At 49.5% G+C, this 25,244-nt stretch carries 25 protein-coding genes; 9 read left to right on the forward strand and 16 right to left on the reverse strand.

Annotation, left to right across the window (positions count from 1 at the left end; translation table 11 throughout):
* Nucleotides 1–27: 27 nt before the first annotated feature.
* The gene (locus ACQ4MZ_RS10025; protein ID WP_430844697.1) at nt 28–3,186 is read right to left on the reverse strand and encodes an efflux RND transporter permease subunit; all 3,159 of its coding nucleotides are present in this window, start codon (nt 3,184–3,186) and stop codon (nt 28–30) included.
* Between the two features lie 29 nt (nt 3,187–3,215).
* Nucleotides 3,216–4,361 carry an efflux RND transporter periplasmic adaptor subunit gene (locus tag ACQ4MZ_RS10030; RefSeq protein WP_430845354.1) on the reverse strand — a complete coding sequence of 382 codons (1,146 nt, stop codon included), beginning with the start codon at nt 4,359–4,361 and terminating at the stop codon, nt 3,216–3,218.
* A 207-nt stretch (nt 4,362–4,568) separates the two neighbouring features.
* Here ACQ4MZ_RS10030 and ACQ4MZ_RS10035 point away from each other — a divergent pair, with 207 nt between their 5' ends.
* From ACQ4MZ_RS10035 to ACQ4MZ_RS10045, 3 genes are all read left to right on the forward strand, one after another.
* On the forward strand, nt 4,569–5,015 hold the full coding sequence (locus ACQ4MZ_RS10035) for a hypothetical protein (protein ID WP_430844699.1): 447 nt from the start codon (nt 4,569–4,571) through the stop codon (nt 5,013–5,015).
* Nucleotides 5,016–5,344: 329 nt separating this feature from the next.
* Entirely contained in the window at nt 5,345–6,388 is a 1,044-nt protein-coding gene (locus ACQ4MZ_RS10040) for a GNAT family N-acetyltransferase (protein ID WP_430844701.1), read from the forward strand.
* A complete protein-coding gene (locus tag ACQ4MZ_RS10045; RefSeq protein ID WP_430844703.1) occupies nt 6,385–7,002 on the forward strand; it encodes a YdeI/OmpD-associated family protein in 618 nt (205 codons plus the stop codon). Before ACQ4MZ_RS10040 ends, ACQ4MZ_RS10045 begins: the two co-directional genes overlap by 4 nt.
* A 71-nt stretch (nt 7,003–7,073) precedes the next feature.
* On the opposite strand, the gene ACQ4MZ_RS10050 is transcribed toward ACQ4MZ_RS10045, so the two are convergent.
* The 7 genes from ACQ4MZ_RS10050 to ACQ4MZ_RS10080 form a co-directional block, all read right to left on the reverse strand.
* Nucleotides 7,074–7,655 carry an HmuY family protein gene (locus ACQ4MZ_RS10050; RefSeq protein WP_430844704.1) on the reverse strand — a complete coding sequence of 194 codons (582 nt, stop codon included), beginning with the start codon at nt 7,653–7,655 and terminating at the stop codon, nt 7,074–7,076.
* A 2-nt stretch (nt 7,656–7,657) separates the two neighbouring features.
* Nucleotides 7,658–9,049 (reverse strand): HmuY family protein, encoded by a 1,392-nt coding sequence (locus tag ACQ4MZ_RS10055; RefSeq protein ID WP_430844705.1) that lies wholly within the window; start codon nt 9,047–9,049, stop codon nt 7,658–7,660.
* Between the two features lie 36 nt (nt 9,050–9,085).
* Nucleotides 9,086–11,146, reverse strand: coding sequence for a TonB-dependent receptor plug domain-containing protein (locus ACQ4MZ_RS10060; RefSeq protein WP_430844707.1), 2,061 nt, complete (start codon nt 11,144–11,146; stop codon nt 9,086–9,088).
* Between the two features lie 200 nt (nt 11,147–11,346).
* Nucleotides 11,347–11,877 carry a YceI family protein gene (locus ACQ4MZ_RS10065; protein WP_430844708.1) on the reverse strand — a complete coding sequence of 177 codons (531 nt, stop codon included), beginning with the start codon at nt 11,875–11,877 and terminating at the stop codon, nt 11,347–11,349.
* Nucleotides 11,878–11,901: 24 nt separating this feature from the next.
* Nucleotides 11,902–12,240 carry a n-acetylglutamate synthase gene (locus ACQ4MZ_RS10070; protein WP_309981038.1) on the reverse strand — a complete coding sequence of 113 codons (339 nt, stop codon included), beginning with the start codon at nt 12,238–12,240 and terminating at the stop codon, nt 11,902–11,904.
* A gap of 52 nt (nt 12,241–12,292) precedes the next feature.
* Nucleotides 12,293–12,679: a VOC family protein gene (locus tag ACQ4MZ_RS10075; RefSeq protein ID WP_430844710.1), complete on the reverse strand. Its 387-nt coding sequence runs from the start codon at nt 12,677–12,679 to the stop codon at nt 12,293–12,295.
* Between the two features lie 68 nt (nt 12,680–12,747).
* On the reverse strand, nt 12,748–13,557 hold the full coding sequence (locus tag ACQ4MZ_RS10080) for an AraC family transcriptional regulator (RefSeq protein ID WP_430844711.1): 810 nt from the start codon (nt 13,555–13,557) through the stop codon (nt 12,748–12,750).
* Between the two features lie 195 nt (nt 13,558–13,752).
* Here ACQ4MZ_RS10080 and ACQ4MZ_RS10085 point away from each other — a divergent pair, with 195 nt between their 5' ends.
* The 4 genes from ACQ4MZ_RS10085 to ACQ4MZ_RS10100 all read left to right on the forward strand — a co-directional run bounded on the left by ACQ4MZ_RS10085 (nt 13,753) and on the right by ACQ4MZ_RS10100 (nt 17,327).
* Nucleotides 13,753–14,607, forward strand: coding sequence for a cupin-like domain-containing protein (locus ACQ4MZ_RS10085; protein ID WP_430844712.1), 855 nt, complete (start codon nt 13,753–13,755; stop codon nt 14,605–14,607).
* Nucleotides 14,608–14,709: 102 nt separating this feature from the next.
* A complete protein-coding gene (gene uvrB, locus ACQ4MZ_RS10090) occupies nt 14,710–16,728 on the forward strand; it encodes an excinuclease ABC subunit UvrB (RefSeq protein ID WP_430845355.1) in 2,019 nt (672 codons plus the stop codon).
* Between the two features lie 66 nt (nt 16,729–16,794).
* Nucleotides 16,795–17,013 carry a hypothetical protein gene (locus ACQ4MZ_RS10095; RefSeq protein WP_430844714.1) on the forward strand — a complete coding sequence of 73 codons (219 nt, stop codon included), beginning with the start codon at nt 16,795–16,797 and terminating at the stop codon, nt 17,011–17,013.
* Nucleotides 16,998–17,327 carry a type II toxin-antitoxin system PemK/MazF family toxin gene (locus ACQ4MZ_RS10100; protein WP_430844716.1) on the forward strand — a complete coding sequence of 110 codons (330 nt, stop codon included), beginning with the start codon at nt 16,998–17,000 and terminating at the stop codon, nt 17,325–17,327. The genes ACQ4MZ_RS10095 and ACQ4MZ_RS10100 overlap by 16 nt, the downstream gene beginning before the upstream one ends.
* A 4-nt stretch (nt 17,328–17,331) precedes the next feature.
* Here the strand turns inward: ACQ4MZ_RS10100 and ACQ4MZ_RS10105 are convergent, their stop codons facing one another.
* Nucleotides 17,332–17,868 carry a 5' nucleotidase, NT5C type gene (locus ACQ4MZ_RS10105; protein ID WP_430844717.1) on the reverse strand — a complete coding sequence of 179 codons (537 nt, stop codon included), beginning with the start codon at nt 17,866–17,868 and terminating at the stop codon, nt 17,332–17,334.
* A gap of 115 nt (nt 17,869–17,983) precedes the next feature.
* On the opposite strand from ACQ4MZ_RS10105, the gene ACQ4MZ_RS10110 reads away from it, so the two are divergent.
* A complete protein-coding gene (locus ACQ4MZ_RS10110) occupies nt 17,984–18,733 on the forward strand; it encodes a DeoR/GlpR family DNA-binding transcription regulator (RefSeq protein ID WP_430844719.1) in 750 nt (249 codons plus the stop codon).
* 14 nt (nt 18,734–18,747) lie between these two features.
* Here the strand turns inward: ACQ4MZ_RS10110 and ACQ4MZ_RS10115 are convergent, their stop codons facing one another.
* The 6 genes from ACQ4MZ_RS10115 to ileS all read right to left on the reverse strand — a co-directional run bounded on the left by ACQ4MZ_RS10115 (nt 18,748) and on the right by ileS (nt 24,247).
* Nucleotides 18,748–18,897 carry a hypothetical protein gene (locus tag ACQ4MZ_RS10115; RefSeq protein WP_430844721.1) on the reverse strand — a complete coding sequence of 50 codons (150 nt, stop codon included), beginning with the start codon at nt 18,895–18,897 and terminating at the stop codon, nt 18,748–18,750.
* Nucleotides 18,898–19,001: 104 nt separating this feature from the next.
* Nucleotides 19,002–19,367: a hypothetical protein gene (locus tag ACQ4MZ_RS10120; RefSeq protein ID WP_430844722.1), complete on the reverse strand. Its 366-nt coding sequence runs from the start codon at nt 19,365–19,367 to the stop codon at nt 19,002–19,004.
* A gap of 17 nt (nt 19,368–19,384) precedes the next feature.
* The gene (locus tag ACQ4MZ_RS10125; RefSeq protein ID WP_430844724.1) at nt 19,385–20,164 is read right to left on the reverse strand and encodes a 3-hydroxyacyl-CoA dehydrogenase; all 780 of its coding nucleotides are present in this window, start codon (nt 20,162–20,164) and stop codon (nt 19,385–19,387) included.
* A gap of 6 nt (nt 20,165–20,170) precedes the next feature.
* Complete coding sequence (locus ACQ4MZ_RS10130) at nt 20,171–20,344, reverse strand: hypothetical protein (protein ID WP_430844726.1); 174 nt, start codon at nt 20,342–20,344, stop codon at nt 20,171–20,173.
* Nucleotides 20,345–20,366: 22 nt separating this feature from the next.
* A complete protein-coding gene (locus ACQ4MZ_RS10135) occupies nt 20,367–20,816 on the reverse strand; it encodes a DUF6934 family protein (RefSeq protein ID WP_430844727.1) in 450 nt (149 codons plus the stop codon).
* Nucleotides 20,816–24,247, reverse strand: coding sequence for an isoleucine--tRNA ligase (ileS, locus tag ACQ4MZ_RS10140; RefSeq protein WP_430844728.1), 3,432 nt, complete (start codon nt 24,245–24,247; stop codon nt 20,816–20,818). Before ileS ends, ACQ4MZ_RS10135 begins: the two co-directional genes overlap by 1 nt.
* 177 nt (nt 24,248–24,424) lie before the next feature.
* Between ileS and can the strand changes: the two genes are divergently transcribed.
* Nucleotides 24,425–25,054: a carbonate dehydratase gene (gene can, locus ACQ4MZ_RS10145; protein ID WP_430844729.1), complete on the forward strand. Its 630-nt coding sequence runs from the start codon at nt 24,425–24,427 to the stop codon at nt 25,052–25,054.
* Nucleotides 25,055–25,244 lie beyond the last annotated feature (190 nt).

The following is a 25,244-nucleotide window of genomic DNA, read 5'->3' on the forward strand; positions in this document are numbered from 1 at the left end:
CGCGGCCGAAACTGGATTCGAGGGGGCTTAGTGCAGCAATGCTTCCTCTTCCGCAGCCACTACCGGAGGAGGTGTCTTTTTCTTTTTGGCCATGCTGGCAAACACGACATACAAGCCCGGAATGATGATCACCCCGAAAATGGTGCCGATGAGCATACCTCCCGCCGCGGCGGCGCCGATTGACCGGTTACCGATCGCGCCGGCACCGGACGCCATTACGAGCGGGATAAGCCCCGCCACGAATGCAAAAGAAGTCATCAGGATCGGGCGTAGGCGTTCGGTGGCGCCTTCCAGCACGGCTTCTATGACCGTCCGACCTTCTTTTTGGCGGATAATGGCGTATTCCACAATCAGGATCGCGTTTTTACCCAACAAGCCAATGAGCATGACGAGTGAAACCTGGGCGTAAATGTTGTTTTCCAGACCCATTAATTTCAACGCCAAGAATGAACCGAACACACCGGTGGGAAGCGACAGGATAACCGGCAGCGGCAACAGGAAGCTTTCATATTGCGCTGCGAGCAGCAGGTACACGAATATGAGACAGATTGCGAAGATGAACACGGCCTGGTTTCCGGAAAGAATTTCCTCCCGCGTCATACCCGACCAGTCGTAGGTAAAGCCCTTCGGCAAGCTCGTTGCCGCCACGCGCTCGACGGCTTTGATCGCGTCGCCGCTACTGTAACCCGGCGCCGCATCCCCATTGATCATCGCTGACGTGTACATATTATAGCGTGTCAGCAATTCCGGGCCGTACACCCTTTCCAGCTTGATGAAAGTTGAGAACGGTACCATTTCGCCCCGGTTGTTTTTCACATACAATTTGAGAATGTCCTCGGGGTTTTTGCGGAAGCTCGCATCGGCCTGCACCATCACCTTATACATCTGTCCGAAACGGATGAAGTTCGAGGCATAGTAGCTACCGATCATAGTTTGGAGCGTGCCCATTGCAACGTCTATCGAAACGCCTTTTTTGGCGGCAATGTCGGAATCGACGTGGATCATATATTGCGGGAAGCTGGCGTCGAAACTGCTGAATGCGGCCGCGATTTCGGGAGTAGCAGCGAGATCCTTTACAAATTTGTTGGTGATTTCGGCTGTTTTCTGCAAATCCTCATTACCCGAGCGGTCCTGAACCCTCAGCTCGAAACCACTGGAATTACCAAAGCCAGGCACGGTAGGAGGCGGGAAAAACTGGATTTCGGCGTCGGTAATATGCTTAGTTTTGGCCTCCATTTCCTTGATCACATCCTGGACCGAAGCTGTCCGCTGATCCCAGGGTTTCAGGTTGATCATCGCCATCCCGTACGACGAACCGGCCGATTCAGTAAGCAAGCTGTAACCTGATAGTGAAGAAGCAGATTCGACGGGTTTCAGGCTTCGGGCGACCTTTTGAATTTCATCCAACACCACTTCGGTCCGCTCTACGGTAGCGCCTACGGGCGTTGTGACGTTTACGTTAATCACCCCCTGGTCTTCGGTCGGGATAAAGCCGCTTGGAAGGATGGTATTAATGCCAAACGTGGCGACGCAGAATCCGATCAGCAGCCCGATGGTGATCATCCGGCGGCTTACAATGGATGAAAGGAGCTTCCGGTAGCCACTTTGCAGACCGTCATAACTTTTGTTGAAACCATCGAAAAACCTGGTGAGCGGGTTCTTCTTCACGGGTTGGCCGTGAGTGTTTTTCAGCATGAGCGCGCATAACGCAGGCGTGAGCGTAAGCGCGTTGATCCCGGAAATAACAATGGAAATCGCGAGGGTAATGGAGAACTGCCGGTAGAAGATTCCGACGGGTCCCGACATAAATGCTACCGGAACAAATACTGCCGACATCACCAACGTGATCGCGATGATCGCGCCGCTCATTTCCTTCATCGATTCGATGGTCGCTTCCTTCGCGTCCAAATGCTTTTCGGCCATCTTGGCGTGTACCGCCTCGACGACCACAATGGCATTATCGACGACAATACCAATTGCCAGTACCAATGCGAAAAGCGTCAGCAGGTTAATGGAGAACCCGAACATCTGCATGAAGGCAAACGTACCCACGAGCGCCACCGGCACCGCCAGGGCCGGGATAAGCGTGGAACGGAAGTCTTGCAAGAACAAATACACGATCAGGATTACCAATATAAATGCTTCAATGAGCGTACGGATTACCTCATGAATAGACGCATCCAGGAAGCGGGAAACGTCGTAGGAAACGAAATAGTCCATTCCAGGAGGGAATGTGGTCTTTTTTAGCTCAGCGACTTTGTCCTTGATATTTTGAATAACCTCCTGGGCATTGGACCCCGGGCGCTGCTTGATCATGATCGAAGCGGAGGGCCTTCCGTTCGATTTGGAAGCCATATCATATTCCAGTGTACCGAACTCGATCTTGGCCACGTCTTTCAGTTTTAGAATGGAACCGTCGGGATTTGAGCGCAGGACGATGTTCTCATATTGCGCCGGTTCAAAGAGCTTACCGGTATATTTCAATACATATTGCAAAACATTCTTTTCACGGCCGGAACTCACGCCGGTTTTACCGGGTGCGGCTACCACGTTCTGGTCGCGGATGGCCTGGATCACCTCGTCGGCGGAAACATTGTAGCTGTTCATACGGTCGGGCTGGAGCCATACACGCATCGAGTAGTCCTTGCTACCCATAATCTGTGCGCGGCCCACGCCATCGATTCTTTTCAGCTCTTTGAGGATATTGATATCGGCGAAGTTGTATACAAAATCCTCGCCCACGGCGGTATCGGAGCTCATGATATCAAGGTACATGAGCATACTGTTTACCTCTTTTTCAGTCTTTACACCGGCCTTGATAACTTCTTCGGGAAGTTCGTCGATCACCGTCTGGACGCGGTTCTGGACGTTCACCGCGGCGAGGTCAGGATCGACGCCTACGTTGAAGGAAATATTGATCGTCGTTACGCCGTCGTTACCGGAAACACTGGTCATATAAGTCATTCCGGGTACACCATTAATGGCTTTTTCAAGCGGAACGGCTACGGCGTCAACGCCTGTTTCCGCGTTGGCGCCCGTGTAGGTGGCCGTTACGACTACCGATGGCGGAACAATGTCGGGAAACTGGGAAACAGGCAATTGTACCACTGCCAGGATACCCAGCAGGGTAATAAATATGGAGATGACCAGCGATAAGACTGGCCGCTCGATGAATTTTTGAAACATGGTCTACAATTCAGGTGATAGAAGGAATACTACCGCGCGCTAAGCTCGATTTTTTCGGTCGACGCCGTATCGGAAGCGACGTTCTTCGGGTTGATCGTTGCGCCGTCGCGGAGGGATTGAAGCCCTTCGCAAACAATTGTTTCGCCTGGCTCGAGACCTGATTTTACAACATAAAAAGTAGACAGCCGGGATTGCGGCACAAAACTGCGTGTCTTGACCTTGTTATCCTTGCCAAGCACGTACACAAAGTTTTTGTCCTGAATTTCGAACGCAGCCTGCTGCGGGATCAGGAGCGCATTCTCGACCGTGTTGGTGAGGCGGATAGTGCCGGTGGAGCCGTGTTTGAGCAGCTTTTCCGGGTTCGCAAACCGCGCACGGAATGCAATGGAGCCGGTGCCTTCGTCGAATGCGCCTTCCATGGTTTCGATCACACCTTTGTGTTTGAAAAACGAGCCGTCGGCCAGTTCCAATTCCACAACCGCCTGTTTGGTCGCGGCTTTGTCACGGGCTTTTACATATTCGAGGTATTCGTTTTCCGATACGTTGAAATAGGCATAAACCGTTTTGATGTCTGAAAGCGTGGTGAGCAATGTGCCTTCGTCGATCAGACTACCCATTTTGGTCGGCAGGCGATCGATTACGCCGTCGAATGGCGCTTTGATTACCGTATGCGCGAGTTGAATGGCCGCATTCGATTTCTCGGACTTTGCTTCTTCGATTTTCGCATTAGCAGCAGCCAGTTTTGCCTGCGCGACTTCGAGCTCGCTTTTTGCAACTACATTCTTGTCAACCAGCAGTTTCACGCGCTTCACTTCCAGTTCGGCACCTTTCGCTTCGGCAATTGCACTTTGCAGGTTAGCCTTCGCTTTGGCCAACTGGGCTTCATATTCTTCATTATTAATGCGGAACAGGACCTGTCCTTTTCTGACTTCTTTACCCTCGTCCACATACACTTCTTCAAGGTAACCCTTCACACGGGCATATATTTCGACGTTCCGCAGGGCGTGAATATTGCCTACGTATTCGCGGTGCAGTTCGGTTTTCTGGGGCCTGAGTTCCGTTACGGGGATGGTAGGAACACTGTCTTTCGTCTCTGTCAGCGTTTCACTTTTCGAAGCACAGCTGTAAGTGAAGATGCTGACGATTAAAAGGAGCGGCCATTTTAGGTCTTTTATCATGATGCGTTTGTATAAATTGGTTGGCGGTAATGCAAGGGTATAGGAATAGCCCTTTTGCCGCGCGGAATGCCGTGCAGCAAAAGGAATAGCATGAATGTCGGATGCGGCTCATACATGCGCGTATACGCACAGCGAGACGATCCGTCAGCTACGAAAATTTTGGATTAAAGAACGCTTGCGGCGAATTCAAAAAGGGCAAAGGCGATGGAGAAAGCTGTAATAGTCGGGCAGCTTGATGCCTCCATTGCTGGCATAAAGTGGTTGGGTAGACTCCCTTATATATCTGGAAGTCCGGGTGATTTCACACTGCGGAACCGCCTGCGAGATGAGCGTCAGGAAGCGGTAAGTAGAATGCCGGCGGTTGAAAAGTTTGGAAAGGGACTCATTCCATTTGGTTTCATCGGCCCTTACGATCGTCTCATTTTTGCAGATCGTATCGTCGATTATCACAATGTCCCGGGTACCGGGCTTTTCAGCAATTTCAAAGGGGGAGAAGGCCTCGGTTCCGATGTCAATTTTACACGCAATAGCCCTGTGTTGCCCCAGGAGCAACGAAACGGCGAATTGAGCGAGCCAGAAAAACAATACAAAAGTTCTTTTTGTCATGATGCTGATGATGATCAGGTCATTGAAAAATTCATACTTTTATAATGAATTCAAGAATGAGTGGAACTATTGGAACGGAATTGTGATACTAAACGGGCAATACTCCAAATATAACGTTTCAAATGTAGATTGCAAATTTTAAAGATTGTTAATGAACGTTAACGGGAAATATTTAGCTGGTAATGAATCCCAAACCGCTATTTTGCGAGGATAATTGGGGCAATGAATAGTGAGTTTTAAACTTGTGTTTTTCCGTTCAAACAGAGAACTTAACCCCATGAAAACCGACACTTGGAAATGATGTGCCTTTTCTGAATAAAAGTGTATATTAACAAGCCTATCCGATTCACGCGAAACGCTCAATGCTGCCTACAATGGTCGTTACACCTATTTATACAGAGCATTTTGTACTGACCAAAATGACGGCCGGAGACGGTGACAAGTATTTCAGGCTAAGCAATAATGCCAATGTGATGAAATATGTCACCGGTTATTCGCTTACCCGCGAGGAGTCGGACGACATGCTCAAAAGCTTCCTGGAAGAGTACGGGATGGATACGTACCTGGGCAGATATCTGATCGAAGACAGGTTTTCGGGTGAGTTGGTGGGGGCGGCCAAGCTGGATAAGATCGGATCGGCTATCGAGATCGGATACCGGGTTATGGAGGAGTACTGGGGGAAAGGGGTAGCAACGGAAATTGCCAGGGGCCTGATCCGCTTTTCCAAAAATGTGCTGAAAGCCAGGGATGTGATCGCATTTGTGAATGTCAACAATACCGCGTCTATCCGCGTATTGGAAAAGGCCGGAATGACCAATACCGAATTGATCGAAGATCTTGATGAAGTCAAGTACAGGTTTAATTATTCACCAAAAAGTACCCCCCTTATGAAAAAAGTGCTCTACATTATCCTTGGACTCATTGCGCTCGTCCTGATTGCCGCTTTCATCATGCCGAAAGACTATGCCGTTGAGCGTGAGATCGTCGTGAACAAACCCAAAGCCGAGGTTTTTGAATACCTGAAATCCCTCAAAAAACAGAACGACTGGAGTGTCTGGGGACGCAAAGATCCCAAGATGATCAAGACCTTCTCCGGTACGGACGGTACTGTGGGCTTCGTATCGATGTGGGACGGTAACGATGAGGTCGGAAAAGGCGAACAGGAAATTACTAAAATTGACGAAGGAAATCGCATCGATACCCAGCTGCGCTTCCTGAAACCGTTTGAGAGTACCAGCGACGCATATATGATCACCGAGGGTATCGACTCGACGTCCACTCGTGTCCGTTGGGGGTTTACAGGTAAAATGCCCATTCCGATGAATGTCATGCTTCCTTTTTTAAATATGGATGAATCTGTCGGAAAAGATTTCCAGGAAGGATTAACCAATCTGAAAGGAATACTCGAAAAACAATGAGTCACACCGACCCACGTATTGACGCTTATATAGTCAAATCTGCCAGCTTCGCGATTCCCATCCTCGAATATCTTCGTGCGTTCGTGCATGAGACATGCCCGGAGGTGAAGGAGACGATGAAATGGAGCTTTCCTCATTTTGAATACAAGGGAAGCATCCTGTGCAGCATGGCTTCTTTCAAACAACATTGTGCATTCGGCTTCTGGCTGGAATCACGTCTGAGTGATCCGAATAATCTGCTCGCGGTGAATGGGGAGCGGGTAGGAATGGGCAGTCTCGGGAAAATTGCCCGTATCGAAGATCTTCCGGCGGAGGAACATTTGCGCGGGTTTATCCTCGAAGCCATGCGCCTGATCGATAGCGGCGTAAAACTGAAAAAGGATAACAAACCGCCGGAAACGAAGGAACTGGTCGTTCCCGCCTATGTTACCGAAGCCTTGGCCGGCAATGCAGCCGCAAAGAAGGTTTTTGAGGGGTTCAGCTATTCCAATAAAAAGGAATATGTCGAATGGTTCGAAGATGCCAAAACCGAAGCCACGCGCTCGAAGCGGATCACCCAGGCGCTTGAATGGCTCGCGGAAGGCAAGGTGAGGAATTGGAAATACATAAAATAGCAAAATCAAAGCCCTCCGGTTTCATTTACCGCAGGGCTTTAACTTTTAACTATAAACCTAAAACTCAAAGCCTAAAACTTTCCGTCCTCTTCCGCAATCGCGTACCTGAAAGTGTAGTAGCTCGATTCTTCGGTAGGCACATCTTCCGGCGCGCCTTTGTAGTAGCTGATAATCTCCACTTTGGCGACTTTACCGTTGGCGGTTTTGACGAGCAGCGTCCTGCCCGGAATCGGCAGGATCGCGTGGACGCTCATGTCGTACTTGTACCAGCTGTTGCCGCTCCCGCCGGGAATAGCGAAACCTGCGTCGCCATCCATTTTATAGCCGTCTTTGGGGGCTTCGCTTACCTGGTCAAATGGCTTTTCGAGGACAATTGCGCCGCCCTCGCCCGGACCGCTGGTGCCGCTGTTGGTGGCAATCGTAGTTTTGCTGAATGCAATGTCCCAGTTTTTTGTCCTGGCATTGGTGGCAGGTACCTCCTTGCCGGTAGCCAGGCTGAAATAAACGTAAGACTTGGTATTCGCATTCAAATCTTTGATCACCGTGATCTCCGGATTAGCAACGGCTGTGAAATGCATCTCATGAACAGGCGTTGTGGTTTGCGGCAATGCAACGAGCGTGCATGCCGAGAGGATGATGGATTTCAATAGCATAATCAGGCCCCTTTCTTCACAAGTTTGTATTCCAATTTAGGTTTGCCGCGCTCGCCGCCGTCGCTGGCATGGAAACTGATGAATTTCAGCTTGTAAATATTGCCGGCAGGATCTTTGATAAGGTAAAAACGATCGGTTTTAACGCCGATTGTGCCTTGCGTAACCCGCCATTTCGAGCCGATTACATCCGCAGCTTTGCTGAAGGTGATGCCCGTAAGATTGCTTTCAGCAAATGCATCGTAAGTAGCAGTGGTGGTGAGTACTTCCGCCGCTTCCACGCCGCCGAGATTATTGGTGAACACCAGGTCGGAGAAACCGTATGGAATGAGCCCGGAACCGAAATTGGTGAAATACATCCTGTAACCCCATTTCAGGTCCCAACGCTCTTTGGCAGGCTCAACGTCGACGGTCGCCCCTTTTTCGAGGGAAACAAATTCAAAGTTATAGGCAGCATCCTTGGTAATGTCGATGGTTTTGAAAGTGGTGTCGTTCACTTTGGCGTATTGCAATGTGTAACCCGATCCTTTGCGCAGAATACGTATTTTGTACAGATCTGCCACCGGAAGAACGTCCATCGATCCGCCTTTGCGGTTAAGAATATACACTTTGTTGTCAGCATCAGTGGCCGATACTGCGGCAATTACCGTTTTGGTAATGTCGCCGGCGGCATCGTCTACGAGCGAGAGTTTACCAACTCCCTGGCCGACAGCCAGTGAATCCGTTTTGAAATCCTTGTCGGAAACGGCATTGATATCTGTTTTATTAATAGCTAATGCCGAAGCGCCATTGGTGCCGTTGATGGTCACGCGGAAATCGGAGCCATTGTAAAACCCAAGATCCCAGCTGCTGCGCAGCACGGGGGTTTGCACGCTGGTGCTAAGGTCGAGGAACACCGAATTGGCGGCGCTGCTACCGGCTTCGGAGCCCGCTATACCATTCAGCTGAATGCTGGTGCCTTCGGAAATGATCGCTTTGAAGCTCAGTTTCAGTGCGGAATTGGTGCCAACCAGCACTGGTGTGCCCACTGAGGCAATTTTGAATGCGATACTCTCGTCGCCATCCAGGAGCACACCCGATTTTTTGTTCACTTTGAATGAAACAGACGACTGTCCGGCAGGTACCGACAAGGTGATGGTGTTGTTGGCTGCCGCAGGAGTGGTGGTAAACTCTGTATCGTAAGTAAGCTGTGTGGGGGTTAATGTCACCGAAACAGATGTGGCAGCGTCGACCGCTCTCGTAAGCGAAATCTTGATCTCGGTTTCTTCCCCTTCAAAACCTTTTTCGGTCGCTTCGAAGGCTGCCAGGTTATCCGGTAGTGGTGGCTCGTCGTCGCTGCAAGCATTGAATGTTCCCAGGAATGCAACCAGTAGTAGCGACCGGACTATTTTTTTCATAGTTATTGGAGTTATAATGAAAGGGTATTTTGATTGTTAAAGCTTTGTCCATTGAAAACTGAGGCCGAGGAAATACGACCGGCCGAACGACATGGGAACCGGACCGCCTGTGCTGTGGGCGCCGGTGTCGGTGGAGGTATTCCGCAGGTTAGTCACGTCGAAAAGGTTTTTAATGCCTCCCAGGAGATTCACGTATTTGCCCAGGGCTTTGCTGAGCGTGAGGTCGGCCATGTGAAAGCCCTCGGTTTCGGCGAGGTGGATATTGACCTGATCGACACTTTCATAAATAGGGCGTTTCCCGGAAAATTTGTAGAATAAATTAATGCTCGCACCGGCTTTTTTGAAAGTGTAAAGCACGTTTGCATTGACTTCGGTTGACCACATAAACTCAGGTAGGGAGCCAAAATCTTGTGGAGCTTGGGAAAACTCGTTGTAGCGGCCAATGTAAGTGGCGCCTAGTGTGGCTTGCAGGTTTTTCCAGAACAACTTGTTTTCAAGGGAAAAGCCGGTGGTTTTAAATAAATGGATGTTCAGGTAGGTAGTCTGCGTGCGGTCGTTCGGGTCAATGCCGGTGTCGATCAGGTCGTGGAATATATTATAGAAACCGCCGAGCGTGGAGCTAATGCGCAGCCCTTCGCGGCTGACGGCCTGCCACACGAGAAAAGCGTTGAAGCTGTTGGAATACTCCGCATTCAGGTTGACGTTGCCATTAATGGAATGTGAAGTGTCATGAAAATCGAAATACAGCTCTCGTAACGCAGGTGAGCGGAATCCGCGCGCATACCCGAAGCGGAAATCCAGCGATTTGCTCAAAGTGAGTTTGCCGTTTAATGAGGGAATCGCCGGAGGGGCATCGTACACCGAGTTTTTTAGAAACCGCAAACCAGGCGTGAGTTTGAAAAACTGTCCGAAGCAGATTTCCGGTGCTACGAACAATGCATATTCATTAATGGTCGGAGTACCGGAAATGCGTGCCCCGGATGCATTATTACTCGAAAAATCGACCCCGGCCAAAACCGAAAGGTGGTCGCTGGCTTTATAAAAGGCAGTCCCGCGGAAAAATGCAGTTTTGAAAATCGACTTATCCTGCGAGCCTGGTTCCAAAGAGAGCGTACGGTGGTCGTTGATATCGACATTTGTGCTCAGGGTCCTGCGGGAATAATCGGTATAGGAGCCAATCGCGGTAATGTTCAACTTGTCATTCGGCCTGATTTCTGATTGAACCTGGTGAAACCAGCGTTTGGTAATGTAGTCCTGATCGGAGGCAATGCCCGTGTTCGGGTTCCGGTTGCCGAGGTCTTTGATCGTTTCATCGGTGCCGTTGAAGCGGTACCAGACATTCCATCGGTTGCGGGTAAAGCGGGTGCTGGCAGTATAAAGCATTTGGTCCTTGGGCATCCAGTCCTTTTTGCGGCCGGTGGAGGCTCCCTGCCAGCCGCCGAAATTGTTCCTTGTTACATTGCCGGAGAACTGTAAATGTTCATTTTGCCAGGTAAGGCCCACGCCTTGATTGTGCGTGCCTTCTTTGGTTAACGCGTTGTATTCATTGCCGGCGGTTTCTTCCTGTATCCGTGCATTGACAGAGAGAGAGTGGCCGCTATGCCCCTTCTTGGTAATGATATTGATCACCCCTGCCAGCGCATCGGTGCCATAGATGACCGACATCGGGCCTTCGACGATCTCGATGCGTTCGACAGTATTGATATCGATCTGCCCCAGGCTCTCTCGCGTGCTGCCGCGGTCGACCATCGGAATGCCATCGAGGAGGATTTTAACACCTTGCCCCGACATGCCCATTAACTGAATATCGCTGGTGCCGAGCGTCAAATCATTTGAAAATCGTATCCCGAGCTCGGTATTGAGAATTGTCTGCAAATTAGTCGCGCCGCGCAGGCGAATGCGTTCGCTGTCGATCGTACGCACCTGGTATACCGAATGCCGAAGTGATTGCGGCTCAGATTGGCCGGTAATCACTACTTCGTTAAGCGATAACGAGTCCGAGAGTTCCCGACCGGCCATGGCAGGGTCGCCGCCATCCTGAGCCATCAGGCGACTCATTACCAGCAATATCAGGGTGATGGTAAAAGAATATCTCACGGAAAAATTTAATTGGACTAATTATAATCGCAAAGGAAAATATTATTTAGACTAATTACAATTAAAATAAAATTATTTTTTGAATGAGAAAATAGGCCATGAAAATGGCTTCGTGATGCGGAAATACGTGAATGCGCCGGGCTATACGTGACTATGCCTGACCACACCTGACCAGTCACAACCAGGCGTAACGTTTCGAGCTACTTAATTGTCGCTTGCAGATTGACCGTGACGATGTCTTTCAGCTTCCAGTCTTTTTCGCCGATTTTGTAGTCTAGACGGTTGATATCGAAAGTGCTCGTGAGCGAGTAACCGCCGTCGTTATTCTTTTTGGCGTCAAAGGGAAGCGTGACGGTCCTGGAAACGTCGCGCATGGTTAATGTGCCGGTAGCCTGGTATTTGTCACCTTTCTTCTCGACTTTGGACGATTTGAAATGGATATCAGGATATTTCTCGACCCAGAAATACTTGTCGCTTTTCATATCCTTATCCCGCGTGTTGTTGTTGGTTTTGAAAGTATTAGCCGCGATCCTGACATCGAATGAAGCATTTTCCGGATTTTTCTCATTAAAAACGGCCTCGCCGCGCGGAGCGTCGAACGTGCCGTTGCAAGTGCCGAGAATGAATTTGACACTGAATTTCGTGGAGCCGGAAACGATTTTGGAAGTTTGAGCGGATACCTGGCCGGCGAAAGTGGCAAGGACAATCCACAATGTAAGTTGGAATCGCATTTCTGTTTTAGTTAGGATGAAATATCACAGTTCTTCCAGCAACGATTCTCCTTCCGAACGGTCGCCGGAAGTCCATTGCCATTTTTCATGCATACGGATTTTGCCGTTCGGAAGTTGCTCGGGTGTCGATTTGCAGATTCCCGTCGTGATCTCGCCCTGATCGTTCACCTGGTGGTAGCGCATATCCAGGTTCCCCTGCTCGTCCACGAGCGCGATCAGGTGCCCGCTGCGAATGCGCCCACCCGTGTACGTGGACGTGACGATATTACCCGTTTGTTGATATACAAATTGCATGCCCAAATCCACCTCGCCGTTCTCGGAATTGGACAATGGTACGAATACTTTGTTGTTATAATTGATCATAGAAAAAATGCCGTCTTAATGCGCTAAATATAGGTATTAAGACGGCATTTGATCAAATAACGGAAGTAATCCACCAGGTATTGCCGCACGGATCCGACACGCCGCAGCTCCGGCCGTAATCCTGATCGGCGGGAGGCATTACGCTCGACCCGCCGGCGTCGAGCGCCTTTTGATAACTGTCATCCGCATTTTCTACATACACGAATAAGTTTGCCGGCTGTGCGGGCCATTCGGGACGCGCGTCGCAGAACATGATGACGCTTCCGTTGATAGAAACTTCGGAATGTTTGATCATGTCGGGGGCATCTTCCTGATAGTGTGTAGCGGAAATGGTGCCGTTGAATACTTTGGTAGTAAATTCCTTGAAGCGCACAGCGCTGTCCAGCATCAGGTAGGGGATTACGGCCTGATGGCCATTCGGGATTTTTACATTGCTCATGTCTTTTTTGCTTTTGGTTTAAACAAAAGTAACCTGGCCATCAGCCCTGGAATTGGAAAAAAACGACATCATACATCGCGGTAACCCATGCCCTCCGCATTGCCGGAAAAATAGGTTTTCGGGTGATCGCCGGAAAATGCCTTGAAATCATGGATGAAATGCGACTGGTCATAGTACCCGCATTCGTAAGCGATTTCCGTGAGCGATTTATCCTTGTTACCATATTCATTGAGGGCAGCATGGAACCGGATAATGCGGCTGAACAGCTTGGGCGTGAAACCGGAGAATGCCAGAAATCTCCGTTCAAATTGCCGGGTAGAGAGGAAACTCTGTGCTGCAAGGTCCGGGATTTTAGCCAGGCCGTTGGAGCGGATCACGCTGCTGATCACCGAGAAAACTGCTGGCTCGTGCACTTCATGAATGCGAATGCGTTTCCTTAAAAATTCTGAAACTATATGAATACGCTCCGTATGGTCGGCCGCGAGCATGACACGCTCTTCCAATTCGGTCCCAATTTGACCCAGAAATGTAGCAAGGTCTGGCATTTGATTACTGAGTTCGGTAGCGGTAACCCCAAAAAGCGCCGGAATGGCAAAAGGGTAGAGATACACTCCGAAAATCCCGAAATCTTCGCCGATGCGGAACCGGCGGAAGGACTGCGACTGCCCGTGAATGCCCGAGCGAAAGGAAAGCTCCGATTCGTCGGTTTTCAGTATTTCGTCGAAGCGGCCTTTGAAATGAAATACCATTTCCGCGCAGCCGTCGGCCATTGTTTTATGAAAGTAGGGCTCATTGTCGGTCAGGTTATGTTCCAGCACCCAGAAGAACCGGACATACCGGGCAAGGTCAGCGGAAGGAAGTATTGTGAAATATTTCATGCGTAACCTATTTAGTCTATCTGTATTAAGGGTATGTTTTTATTATATTTTGTGAAATTTATATTTTTGCGATCTGTTTAATACATTTGACCGGATATTTCGAAGGGTTTTAAACTCTGGCCGTTATCCTCCCGTTATAGTTGAAAATGTAACGGTATTCCATTAAATAGTCGATTACCTACTCAGTTTCTTGCTATGAAATTAGTGCCAATAGAGAAGCGCACCGGACTTACGCGCGAAGAATTCATCGAAAATTACTTAAAACCAAGTCGCCCGGTGGTGTTTACCGATCTGGCAAAAGATTGGCCTGCGGTTCAGAAATGGACGTTTGAATGGCTGCGGGAAAACCATGGTAACCTGGATGTGCCTTTGGTGGACAACCACATTCACGACGCTGACAAATACTTCCAGATCGCCAAGACTATGAAGTTTGGGGATTACCTGAGCCTCATCGAAAAAGGGCCTACCGACCTTCGTATTTTTCTTTTCGACATTTTCAAGAAGATTCCTGAACTGGCGGACGATATCCGTTTCCCGACGATCATGGATGGCTTTTTGAAGTCCTACAAATTTGTATTTTTCGGAGGCGAGGGCTCAATAACCAACCTGCATTATGACATGGACTGCTCGAACGTGTTCCTGACGCAGTTCCAGACCCGCAAGCAACTTATTTTGTTCTCTCCTGAGGAAAGCCGCCGCTTGTACCATCACCCGTTCACGGTGATGAGCAAAGTGGACCCGCTCAAACCGGATTACGAAAAATTCCCGGCACTGAAAGGGGCTACCGGCTATGAAACGATCCTTTACCATGGCGAAACGATCTTCATTCCTTCGCTTTGGTGGCATTATATCCGCTATGTCGATGGCGGTTTCAGTCTGGCTTTGCGTGCGAACAACTCTATTTTTACGGCAGTCCGCGGCGGTATGAACCTCGTTCGGCATCAGTTTGTAGATAAAAGCATGACTAAACTGCTCGGCCTCGACTGGCAGCATTGGAAAGAGAAGAAAGCGGTCGAAAACGCGCAGGAGCTTTTGCAAAAGCAGGCATAAGAAATCGGACCTGGGCGTTTGGCGTCCACAATCGGGAACGCATTTCAAAGAAACTAATCTATCTTTGAAATGCGTTCCTTTTATATTGCTTCACGACCTGCTATGAACTTCGAACTCACTTCACAATACCAGCCGACGGGCGATCAGCCGGAGGCCATCAACCAATTAGTACAAGGAATTGAAAACGGAGAGCCCGCCCAGACTTTACTTGGGGTGACCGGTTCCGGAAAGACATTTACAGTAGCCAATGTGGTGGCACGCGTGAATAAGCCGACGCTCGTATTGAGCCACAATAAAACGTTGGCCGCGCAGCTTTACGGCGAGTTCAAGCAGTTTTTCCCAAACAATGCCGTCGAGTATTTTATCAGCTACTATGACTACTACCAGCCGGAGGCATTTATTTCCAGCACCAATACCTACATTGAAAAAGACCTGATGATCAATCAGGAGATTGAGAAGCTACGTTTGCACACGGTTTCGTCGCTGATGAGCGGGCGCCGGGATGTGATCGTGGTGGCGTCGGTTTCGTGTATTTATGGTGCGGGTAACCCATTGGAATACAAAAAGAGCATTGTAAGCGCTAAACTCGGAGATATTGTGAGCCGTAACCAGTTTCTGTTCAGGCTGGTGGAAATCCTTTACAGCCGGACGGAAGTGGAGTTCAACCGCGGTACTTTCCGTGTGAAGGGTGACACGGTCGATGTATTCCCGGGTTATGCGGATTTCGCTTACCGTTTTATCTTTTTTGGGGATGAAATCGAGGAAATTCAGCGTATCGAGCCGGAAACGGGAAAGAAACTATCGTCTGAAAAAGCAATAGCCATATTCCCGGCGAACCTGTTTGTGACTGGTCGCGACGTGTTGAACCAATCTATTAAAGAGATCCAGGACGACCTGCAGACGCAGATCAAGTACTTTATCGCCGAAGGCAGACTTGCCGAAGCCGAGCGCGTGAAGGAGCGGACCGAATTTGATATGGAAATGATGCGGGAGCTAGGCTATTGCTCTGGTATTGAGAACTATTCAAGGTATTTTGATAGACGGTTGCCCGGTCAGCGGCCATTCTGTCTGCTCGATTATTTCCCGGAAGATTTCCTGATGGTAGTTGACGAAAGCCACGTGACAATGCCGCAGATCCGTGCCATGTGGGGCGGTGACCGCTCGCGCAAGGAGGCATTGGTGGAATATGGTTTCCGTTTGCCGTCGGCATTGGACAACAGGCCGTTAACTTTTCAGGAATTCGAAGACATGACGCCGCAAACCATTTTTGTGAGCGCGACGCCTGCGGATTATGAGTTGCGGAAGTCGGAAGGTGTGGTAGTTGAGCAGATTATCCGTCCTACCGGCCTGCTGGACCCTGAAATCGAAGTAAGGCCAAGTCTGAACCAGATAGACGACCTGCTGGAAGAAATTACCGAACGCATTAAGCTGGGTGATCGCATTTTGGTCACTACTTTGACCAAGCGGATGGCGGAAGAGCTCAGCAAATACCTGGACCGCGTCGGCATTAAATGCCGTTATATTCACTCGGAAGTAAAGGCGCTCGACCGGGTAGAAATTCTTCGCGAGCTTCGTTTGGGCCTTTTCGATGTACTGGTGGGGGTTAACCTTCTTCGTGAAGGTCTCGACTTGCCCGAAGTATCGCTCGTTGCCATTATGGACGCTGATAAAGAGGGCTTCCTGCGTGATACCCGCTCGATGATCCAGACCATCGGCCGTGCGGCGCGTAACGACCGTGGGAAGGTAATTATGTATGCCGATACTATCACCGGCTCGATGCAACTCGCGATCGACGAAACCAACCGCCGCCGCAGCATTCAAATGGATTATAACCTTGCCAACGGCATCACGCCGAAAACCGTCCGCAAATCCAAAGAAGCCATTATGGAGCAGACTTCGGTAGCGGATTCCAAAGTCCGCAAAGTGTACGTGGAACCGGAAGAAGTGCGCATTGCCGCTGACCCGGTCGTTCAATATATGGGTAAAACCGATCTGCAAAAGCTCATGGCCGAAACCCAACGAAAAATGGAAGCTGCTGCGAAGGATCTTGACTTCCTCGAAGCTGCGAGGCTACGGGATGAATTGATGCAGTTGAAGGCACGGGTGCAGGAGCAGGCGTGAGCCAGACTTTAAGATTGTGAAATGCAGATAATTGTTTAAATTTATTCAACGCTTGTCAACTATCTCATGATCAAAACAATGATTACGCCGGAAAATACCCGTGTTTCACTGGTGGTGCCTGCTTCTTTCGTGGGAAAGCAGGTGGAGATAATTGCGTTCACTGTCGAAGAATCCGTAGACGAAAGCGTTGAACAGAACTACATATTAACACACTATGCCAGCCAGAAGTACCTTGAAAAGGACTGGCTGACTGACGAGGAGGATGAAGCATGGCAAAATTTGTAAAAGGCGAAGTTGTAGTTATACCGTTCCCATTCTCTGACTTGTGCTGCTCGAAACGGCGGCCAGCCCTTGTACTAGCCGATTTGCCAGGCGATGATCTGTTGTTATGCCAAATCACCTCGCAAAGCTCCAAGGACATTTTTGCTATTCCATTGCTGGTAAATGATTTTTTGAACGGAACATTGCCGGTAAATAGCTTCATCAGACCAACACGTCTTTTTACCGCTGACAGAAACATCGTGATCAAAAAGGCCGGATTAATTCGGGCGAAGACAATCAATGATGTTACGCAGACGATTATCAAGATTGTGCAATAATTTGCTAAGGCTCCTCTAATTTTTCGAGCAGCTCCAATACCTCTTCCCAGCTATTCACACGCGTATGCCTCTCTACTCCTCTGTTATGCCCTGCGGTGAATAAGATAGGCTTGCCTTTGTGAAAATCCAGGTTTTTGAAGTGGTCGTCGATGAGATAGTCGGTGTTAATGACACTTTTATCGCCGCAGAAAATGATGTTTCTCCAAGTGATGGACGGGAAATGCTCGGCGAGCCAGTCATACTTCTCGGGGAGCGAATTGGGAAATTCCATGGCTGCCGATACGATGTAGACGTCGTAATTTTCCTGTAATTTGATAATGGCCTCCTGAGCGCCGGGTATCAGCGGTGCGTAACGGAAAAAGCCGGGTTTGTAGAGGAGGCTCCGCGCTGCCAGGGGGTCGGGGAATGCCTGATCTTCCGGTATACCATGCATGGCTTCCTTGGTGACCGTTACGCCAAATGCCGCTTCGTAGTGGTTGATCCAGTTAGCTTCAATGTCTACAATAACATTGTCCATGTCCACTGCAATCGATTTTCTCATGATGTAGTTCATTAATGCTTGCAATAATTTGCAACAAATGTAATTATTTGATGCAATATTTTGCAATATTAAATTTAAAATGTTTGTTAAATTTGCAGGCATAATCAGGATACCAATGTTAAAAGAAGAACGTTTCCAGATCATACTGGATCAGCTGGGACATGAACAGAAAGTCTATCTGGGACATCTGAGCACACTTTTGAATGTATCCGAGGATACGGTAAGAAGGGATATCAAGGAGTTAGCCGATCAGGGGTTGCTCAAATCGGTGCGCGGCGGAGCGGTGCCGCATTCGCCCGGTCCGCACCATTTTCGCGACCGGATCAAATACGATAATGACCAGAAGCAAATTATTGCAAAGAAAGCGTTGCAGTTTCTCAAAGACGGTCAGGTCGTGATATTCGACGGTGGTACGTCGGCGATGCTGATTGCCCAAATGCTTCCCAAAGACCTGAAATTGACTGTCATTACGAACAGCTTCCCCATAGCCTCCATCCTGGAAGAGCACGAGCACGTTGAAGTGTTGTTCGCCGGGGGGCGTTTGATGAAAGACTCGTTCGTGACAATCGGCAATGATGCTATTCAGTTCTTTAAAAAATTCCGGGCGGATGTTTGCCTGCTGGGTATTTGCAGTATCCATGCGGATCTCGGCGTAACCGGACCTGACTTTGAAGAAAGCGAAGTCAAACGGACGATGATCGAGTCCTCCAAGGAAGTGATCGCATTGGCAACGACTGAAAAGCTCGGTACCGCGGAAGCCTACTATGTTTGCCCGACGGAGCGGTTATCGGTGATTGTTACGGACAAAGACCCTGATATAGGGGAGTTTGATGTTTACAGAAAGCTGGGAATCAGTTTGGTCTGATTCCTCAGTTCCATTCATTTTTTGGTTGTTTCTTCCATTTTGAAAGAAGTATCGTCGATGCTCTTCGTATCCTGATTAATGGCATTCGAAAAACCGAGCATGAACGAAATTGCGATCCGCAGAAGCCATTTTCGCAGGAAGAAAATCATGCGTTTGACTCCCATTTCCTATTTGACTTTAATAAGGTGTAGAGGCTTGTGCGCATAGCACAGCCCGGATGCGCGTTTTGCGCATAAAACACAGGCACCTGCGAAATGCAGAGGCCGGGTTAAGAATGGGAAATGGAATGGTCGTCGGATGAAAGTGAACGGCTCCGGAAATGTTGATTTTGAACGTGAAGTTCAGCAAGAGCCTGATTAAACGAAAACTCGGGATGTCTGAAAGCGGTTAGTGAATTGGAAAGATCGGCGAGCCTGCAGTGTTGTGGGTTTTTGAAGTAAACAGAGCCTGCGGCACGAGCTTTGGAAAGCTTTTGGCAATACTCGAAACCTGGGATGCGCTTTTGAACAATGTTATGCGCGGAGAATAGCTGCTCAGTCTGGCAATGTCCAAGGGAATTGCTTTCGCGAAAATGGAGGACACTGACGGACAATACCGTCAGGAATAGCCATTTAAAGAAGTAGTTTCCTTTCATAACCGCCAAGTTTTCAACTATCTGGGGGCCATTCTGATCGCGCCATCCAGGCGGATCACCTCGCCGTTCAGCATCGGGTTTTCCACAATGGATTTGGCGAGTAATGCATATTCCGAAGGCTTTCCGAGCCTGGAAGGGAAAGGAATCTGTTGTCCCAACGATATTCGGGCTTCTTCCGGCAGCCCCATCAATAATGGCGTTTCGAAAAGTCCGGGGGCGATAGCCATCACACGAATGCCGGATTTTGCCAAATCGCGTGCCACCGGTAACGTCATGCTCACAATGCCGCCTTTACTGGCCGCATAGGCGACCTGGCCCATTTGCCCGTCATAGGCAGCCACCGATGCCGTGTTGATAATGACACCGCGCTCGCCTTCTGCATTCGGCTCGTTCTTTTCCATGGCAAAAGCTGCCAGGCGCATTACATTGAATGTACCAATCAGGTTAATGCGGATAGTCTTCTCAAAAAGTTCGAATGAATGCGGGCCGTAAATGCCGTCGACCTTACCAACAATCTTACGTGCAGGCGCAATGCCCGCGCAATTCACCACGATTTGAATGCTGCCGAAGATCTGCAATGCAGCATCTAATGTGTTTTGAACCTCGCTTTCGCTGGTGACGTCGGTTTTAAGAAATTTAATCTGCCCGGGGAATTCGCTTTCAAGTGCCTGTCCGGCCGTTTCATTTAAATCAAGAACAGCAACTTTTGCGCCCTGACTTACAAATAGCCGCGCAGTCGCTTCTCCAAGGCCGGAGGCGCCGCCGGTGATGATGGCAGTGGAGGTGGATAGCTGCATAAGGTGTTATTTGTTCCTTAGCAGATGCTCGGGAATGGGGTTTTCTTCGAGGAGTTTTCGCGCCCGGTCTATTTTTGCTTTTACTACCGGGTGGTCGGATAGATTTGGCAAAGAGCTATCGATTGTCTTACGAGGTGATAAATTTGCAGGAATATTTAATTTTTCTTCCAGGACTTTCATTTCTCCAACCGGCTTGTTTTTACTAATCTACTAAATTTCTTGCTATCAAAAAACTTTCATAGGATTGATTTGGTTCAAATATCCGCCATCCTGAGCGTTGGTAACCAAGTATTTTAAGTTGATGTTTGATGTCATCGCCAATCTTACTAATGGCTATTTTGTAGAGACGAGTTCTGGAAGGACTATTGCCGGTTATAACAATGCTGCTCCTTGGAAACTGAGAAAGATGATCTAAGATAACAGCCATTACGGTTGCGAGAACCTCCGGCATGTCACCGTTGTCTGTGATTGAGTCGTCAACATAATCTTGCGTTACTGGATCGAAATCCAGCAACGCAAGATTGTATATGTCTGGTGCTATCTGGGTTAGTTCTATTGCTTTGTCAATAATGCCGCGCTTACCCACACTTTGGAACTTAAAGTGACCGGTTGCTTCATTAGCTGTATATGGATAAGCCCGGAATTGTCCCATCAGCCAATCACCTCAATCTTCACCTTCAGCAAAAACTCATCCATCTCAATCTCCGTAGCCTCCCCGTTCAGGTCGCCTACGAGGTCGAGATCCAGGGCTTGTACTTCCTGGCAGATGTAGTCTTTGTTGGCGGTTACTGCGCTGGCGAGCAGGCCGTCGTTGTTTTGTAATGTGATACGGATTTTATCAGTTACTTCGAAACCGCTGTCTTTGCGCAGGTTCTGGACGCGGTTCACGAAATCGCGGGCGATGCCTTCCAGGCGCAGATCCTCAGTTACCGTGATGTCAAGGGCAACGGTGAGGCCGCCTTCGCTGGCTACGAGCCATCCTGGAACGTCTTCTGCGATGATTTCCACGTCGGTCAATGCGATCTCGATCGGGCCGCTGGCTGCCGAGAGCGTGATAGCGCTGCTGGCTTCGATCTCGCGGATCTGAGCTTCGTCCATAGCAGAAATTGCGGCGGCTACCTCCTTCATTTTCGGTCCGAATTTCGGGCCAAGGGCTTTGAAGTTAGGCTTGATTTTCTTCTTCAAAATGCCGCTATCGTCATGTACGAACTCGATATGTTTCACATTCACCTCCGAAAGAATAATGTAAGCCACTTGCTCGATCTGGCGTTTCGTTTTTTCGCTCAAAACCGGGATGAGGATTTTAGACAATGGTTGCCGAACTTTCAGCTTATGCCCTTTCCGGATCGAGTGTACGAGCGAGCTGATACGCTGCGCGAGATCCATAGCCTCTTCCAGGTCGGTATCCACTACTTCCGCTTCGATTTTTGGCCAGTAAGTCAAATGCACCGAGTCGTATTTAAATGGGGCATTGTGCCGGATCGAAGCTTCGCGGTCGCTGTCTGTAAGGTTTTTATATAACCACTCACCAAAGAATGGGGCGATAGGCGACATCAATTGCGCCACGGTTACCAAACAGTGGTGCAAAGTTTCGTATGCAGCCGCTTTATCGTCCGTCAAACCGGAGCCTTGTTCAGCCGACGGGTTCCAGAAACGGCGGCGGTTGAGGCGGATGTACCAGTTTGAAAGCTGATCCGTCACGAAATCCTGTACGAGACGGCCCGCTTTGGTCGGGTTGTAATCGTCGAATTGCTCGCCTACTTCTTTGATCAACGTATTCAGTTTCGAAAGGATCCAGCGGTCCAGCTCGGTACGTTTTTCGATGGGCACCGAATTCGCTTCGTGGAATTCGTAACCGTCCAAATTCGCATACAATGCAAAGAAATTGTATGTGTTCACGAGCGTTCCAAAGAATTTGCGCTGCACTTCGCCGATGCCGTCGATGTTGAATTTCAGGTTATCCCAAGGTTCTGCATTGGTGATCATATACCAGCGGGTCGCGTCGGGACCGTATTGTGCCAACGTCGCAAACGGATCCACCGCATTACCGAGGCGTTTCGACATTTTGTTGCCATTCTTGTCGAGTACCAAACCAGTCGATACTACATTTTTGAATGCCACTGAATCGAACAACATGCCCGCAATAGCATGCAATGTGAAGAACCATCCGCGGGTTTGGTCTACGCCTTCTGAAATAAAGTCGGCGGGATAAGCCTGATTGAAGATTTCCTGATTCTCGAACGGATAGTGCCATTGTGCATACGGCATCGCGCCCGAGTCGAACCAAACGTCGATCAGGTCCGGCTCGCGGTGCATGATATGGCCGGTTTTACCTACCAACACCACATCGTCTACGTACGGGCGGTGCAGGTCGTAGTCGCCATGTTCGAGTTTTTGCAGGTAATCCGAGTTATGCAACGCCTGCTCGCGGGTCAAATGACCTGAGATAATGGCTTCTTCCAGCTTGTCTTTCAGTTCTTCGATCGAACCAATGCACACTTCATCACCATAATCGTTCCGCCAGATTGGCAGCGGCGTGCCCCAGTAGCGCGAGCGCGACAAGTTCCAGTCGACCAGGTTTTCGAGCCAGTTACCGAACCGGCCCGTACCGGTGCTTTCGGGTTTCCAGTTGATGCCTTTGTTCAGTTCCACCAAACGGTCTTTCACCGCCGTAGTGCGGATAAACCAGCTATCGAGCGGGTAATAAAGCACCGGCTTATCGGTACGCCAGCAATGCGGGTACGGGTGCTCGTACTTTTCAACTTTAAATGCTTTACCTTCCTCTTTGAGTTTGATGGCGATCAGCACGTCGGTCGGGCGGAATTCCGGATCGTCCTGCTCAGCTTGCGAGTAATACTCAGGTTTTACAAAACGGCCTGCATAATCCGTGATCTCTTTCACGAAACGGCCCTGGCGGTCGACGATAGGCACTTCTTTGCCGTTTTCGTCCTTCACCATAATGGGCGGGATGCCATTCGCCTGCGCTACCCGGAAGTCGTCCGCGCCGAAGGTAGGAGAGGTGTGTACTACCCCGGTACCGTCTTCGGTAGTCACGAAATCGCCGAGGATGACGCGGAATGCGGGAGTTTCGGGCTGTATGTAGGGCAGAAGCTGCTCGTATTCGATGCCTTCGAGATCCTTGCCTTTGAACTCATTCAAAACAGTCCACGGAAGCACCTTTTTATCGCTCGCCGCGTAGCCCTCGAAATCGCCGTCGTGACCTTTTTCGGAGAAATATTTGCCTACCAGATCCTTCGCAAGCACAACCGCAACGGGCTCGTGCGTGTAGGGATTGAAGGTTTTAACCAATACATAATCAATGTTGCCGCCCACTGTCAATGCCGAGTTCGCGGGAAGCGTCCAGGGAGTAGTCGTCCAGGCGAGAATGCGGATGTCTTCGCTCGCCGAGTCGGCCAGGACCGGCCATTTCGATGCATCTTTCACTTTGAACATCGCCACGATGGTGGTGTCCTTCACGTCTTTGTACGTGCCAGGCATGTTCAGTTCGTGCGACGACAGACCTGTTCCGGCAGCCGGCGAATAGGGTTGGATCGTGTAGCCTTTATAGAGCAAGCCTTTGTCATACAGCTTTTTGAGCAGATACCAGAGGCTTTCGATGTACTCGCTTTTGTAAGTAATATAAGGATCGTCGAGGTCGACCCAGTAACCCATTTTCTCAGTCAGGTCATTCCACTGGTCGGTGAATTTCATGACCGTCTGGCGGCATTTCTCGTTATAATCCGCTACCGAGATCTTCTTCCCGATATCGTCCTTGATAATGCCCAGTTCCTTTTCAACTTGTAGTTCTACCGGCAGACCGTGCGTGTCCCAGCCGCCTTTACGCTTCACCTGGAAGCCTTGCAGCGTTTTATACCGGCAGAAAATATCCTTGATCGCCCGTGCCATCACGTGGTGGATACCCGGCGTGCCATTGGCCGAGGGAGGTCCTTCAAAAAATGTGAAAGTAGGAGCGCCCTCACGGGTTTCTACCGACGCTTCAAAGATCTTCTTGTCTTTCCAGAATTTCAGTACTTCGTCCCCGATTTGCGGGTAACTCAGATTTTTATATTCGTTGTATTTCATATGGGTTGTTAGCGTCGGGCATTGGCCCTGGCCGATCATGTAAATAGCACTATTTATAACCCTCTCCGGATTTTAAGAGTGCAAAATTACGGATTTTTTTCTGCTAAAAGGATGTACGCTTTTGAATGAATCTGAGAGAGATTGTATTATTTTGTTACTTCAATCATCAATCACGAAATGGAACTTATTAACCGCCTGTTAACCGCCAACAAATCCTGGGCAGCCAGGCAGCTCGAAGTTGACGATACGTATTTTGATAACCTGGCCAAAGATCAGAAGCCGGACTTCCTCTGGATCGGGTGCTCCGACAGCCGCGTGCCTGCCGAAGACCTGACGGGTTCGCAACCGGGCGAAATGTTCGTTCACCGGAATGTAGCCAACCTCGTGGTGCATACCGATATGAATATGCTGAGCGTGCTGCAATATGCGGTGGAGGTGCTGAAAGTGCGGCATATTCTCGTAGTTGGGCACTACCAATGCGGGGGTGTGAAGGCCTCGATGATGCACAAGGACCTGGGGCTGATTAACCGCTGGCTGCATAATATCAAAGACGTGTACGACAAGTTTGCGACCGAGCTGGATGCGATCGAAGACGAGAAAAAGCGTTTCGACCGTCTGGTGGAATTGAATGTGATCCAGCAGGTGCATAACCTCGCGCAAACGAGCATTGTGCAAGGCGCATGGCACCAGGGGCAGGAGCTGCATTTGCACGGTTGGGTATTCGGCTTGCACGATGGACAGCTTAAAACCCTCGCACATATGCCGCCGACGACCAAAGTGGAAGGTATTTACCGCTACGATTTTTAGTATAGGTTTGTGCAAATCTCCTGATTTGTACGCACTATTTGCAGGCCTCCGGCCGGTCAATACCGAAGCGCCATAGCGGTATGGACCGGCCGGAGGCCTGCAAATAGGCGGTCACGAAGGTTCACCTTCGCGCCACCCCATTAAAGTACCTTCCTCCCCTTCTTCCCTTTCCTCCCTTTTTGGTAGTTAA

The sequence above is a fragment of the Dyadobacter sp. BHUBP1 genome (genome assembly GCF_050587785.1).
Classification (GTDB): Bacteria; Bacteroidota; Bacteroidia; order Cytophagales; family Spirosomataceae; genus Dyadobacter.

What these genes read in the sequence shown, in the direction of transcription:
- ACQ4MZ_RS10115 (WP_430844721.1), bottom strand. Translation starts at nt 18,897, where the DNA reads ATGGGAGTCAAACGCATGATTTTCTTCCTGCGAAAATGGCTTCTGCGG.
- ACQ4MZ_RS10100 (WP_430844716.1), top strand. Translation starts at nt 16,998, where the DNA reads ATGGCAAAATTTGTAAAAGGCGAAGTTGTAGTTATACCGTTCCCATTC.
- ACQ4MZ_RS10040 (WP_430844701.1), top strand. Translation starts at nt 5,345, where the DNA reads ATGGTCGTTACACCTATTTATACAGAGCATTTTGTACTGACCAAAATG.
- ACQ4MZ_RS10050 (WP_430844704.1), bottom strand. Translation starts at nt 7,655, where the DNA reads ATGCTATTGAAATCCATCATCCTCTCGGCATGCACGCTCGTTGCATTG.
- ACQ4MZ_RS10105 (WP_430844717.1), bottom strand. Translation starts at nt 17,868, where the DNA reads ATGAGAAAATCGATTGCAGTGGACATGGACAATGTTATTGTAGACATT.
- ACQ4MZ_RS10080 (WP_430844711.1), bottom strand. Translation starts at nt 13,557, where the DNA reads ATGAAATATTTCACAATACTTCCTTCCGCTGACCTTGCCCGGTATGTC.
- can (WP_430844729.1), top strand. Translation starts at nt 24,425, where the DNA reads ATGGAACTTATTAACCGCCTGTTAACCGCCAACAAATCCTGGGCAGCC.
- ACQ4MZ_RS10130 (WP_430844726.1), bottom strand. Translation starts at nt 20,344, where the DNA reads ATGAAAGTCCTGGAAGAAAAATTAAATATTCCTGCAAATTTATCACCT.
- ACQ4MZ_RS10070 (WP_309981038.1), bottom strand. Translation starts at nt 12,240, where the DNA reads ATGATCAATTATAACAACAAAGTATTCGTACCATTGTCCAATTCCGAG.
- ACQ4MZ_RS10095 (WP_430844714.1), top strand. Translation starts at nt 16,795, where the DNA reads ATGATCAAAACAATGATTACGCCGGAAAATACCCGTGTTTCACTGGTG.
- ACQ4MZ_RS10135 (WP_430844727.1), bottom strand. Translation starts at nt 20,816, where the DNA reads ATGGGACAATTCCGGGCTTATCCATATACAGCTAATGAAGCAACCGGT.
- ileS (WP_430844728.1), bottom strand. Translation starts at nt 24,247, where the DNA reads ATGAAATACAACGAATATAAAAATCTGAGTTACCCGCAAATCGGGGAC.
- ACQ4MZ_RS10035 (WP_430844699.1), top strand. Translation starts at nt 4,569, where the DNA reads ATGGAGAAAGCTGTAATAGTCGGGCAGCTTGATGCCTCCATTGCTGGC.
- ACQ4MZ_RS10125 (WP_430844724.1), bottom strand. Translation starts at nt 20,164, where the DNA reads ATGCAGCTATCCACCTCCACTGCCATCATCACCGGCGGCGCCTCCGGC.
- ACQ4MZ_RS10045 (WP_430844703.1), top strand. Translation starts at nt 6,385, where the DNA reads ATGAGTCACACCGACCCACGTATTGACGCTTATATAGTCAAATCTGCC.
- ACQ4MZ_RS10055 (WP_430844705.1), bottom strand. Translation starts at nt 9,049, where the DNA reads ATGAAAAAAATAGTCCGGTCGCTACTACTGGTTGCATTCCTGGGAACA.
- ACQ4MZ_RS10075 (WP_430844710.1), bottom strand. Translation starts at nt 12,679, where the DNA reads ATGAGCAATGTAAAAATCCCGAATGGCCATCAGGCCGTAATCCCCTAC.
- ACQ4MZ_RS10120 (WP_430844722.1), bottom strand. Translation starts at nt 19,367, where the DNA reads ATGAAAGGAAACTACTTCTTTAAATGGCTATTCCTGACGGTATTGTCC.
- ACQ4MZ_RS10025 (WP_430844697.1), bottom strand. Translation starts at nt 3,186, where the DNA reads ATGTTTCAAAAATTCATCGAGCGGCCAGTCTTATCGCTGGTCATCTCC.
- ACQ4MZ_RS10085 (WP_430844712.1), top strand. Translation starts at nt 13,753, where the DNA reads ATGAAATTAGTGCCAATAGAGAAGCGCACCGGACTTACGCGCGAAGAA.
- ACQ4MZ_RS10110 (WP_430844719.1), top strand. Translation starts at nt 17,984, where the DNA reads ATGTTAAAAGAAGAACGTTTCCAGATCATACTGGATCAGCTGGGACAT.
- uvrB (WP_430845355.1), top strand. Translation starts at nt 14,710, where the DNA reads ATGAACTTCGAACTCACTTCACAATACCAGCCGACGGGCGATCAGCCG.
- ACQ4MZ_RS10065 (WP_430844708.1), bottom strand. Translation starts at nt 11,877, where the DNA reads ATGCGATTCCAACTTACATTGTGGATTGTCCTTGCCACTTTCGCCGGC.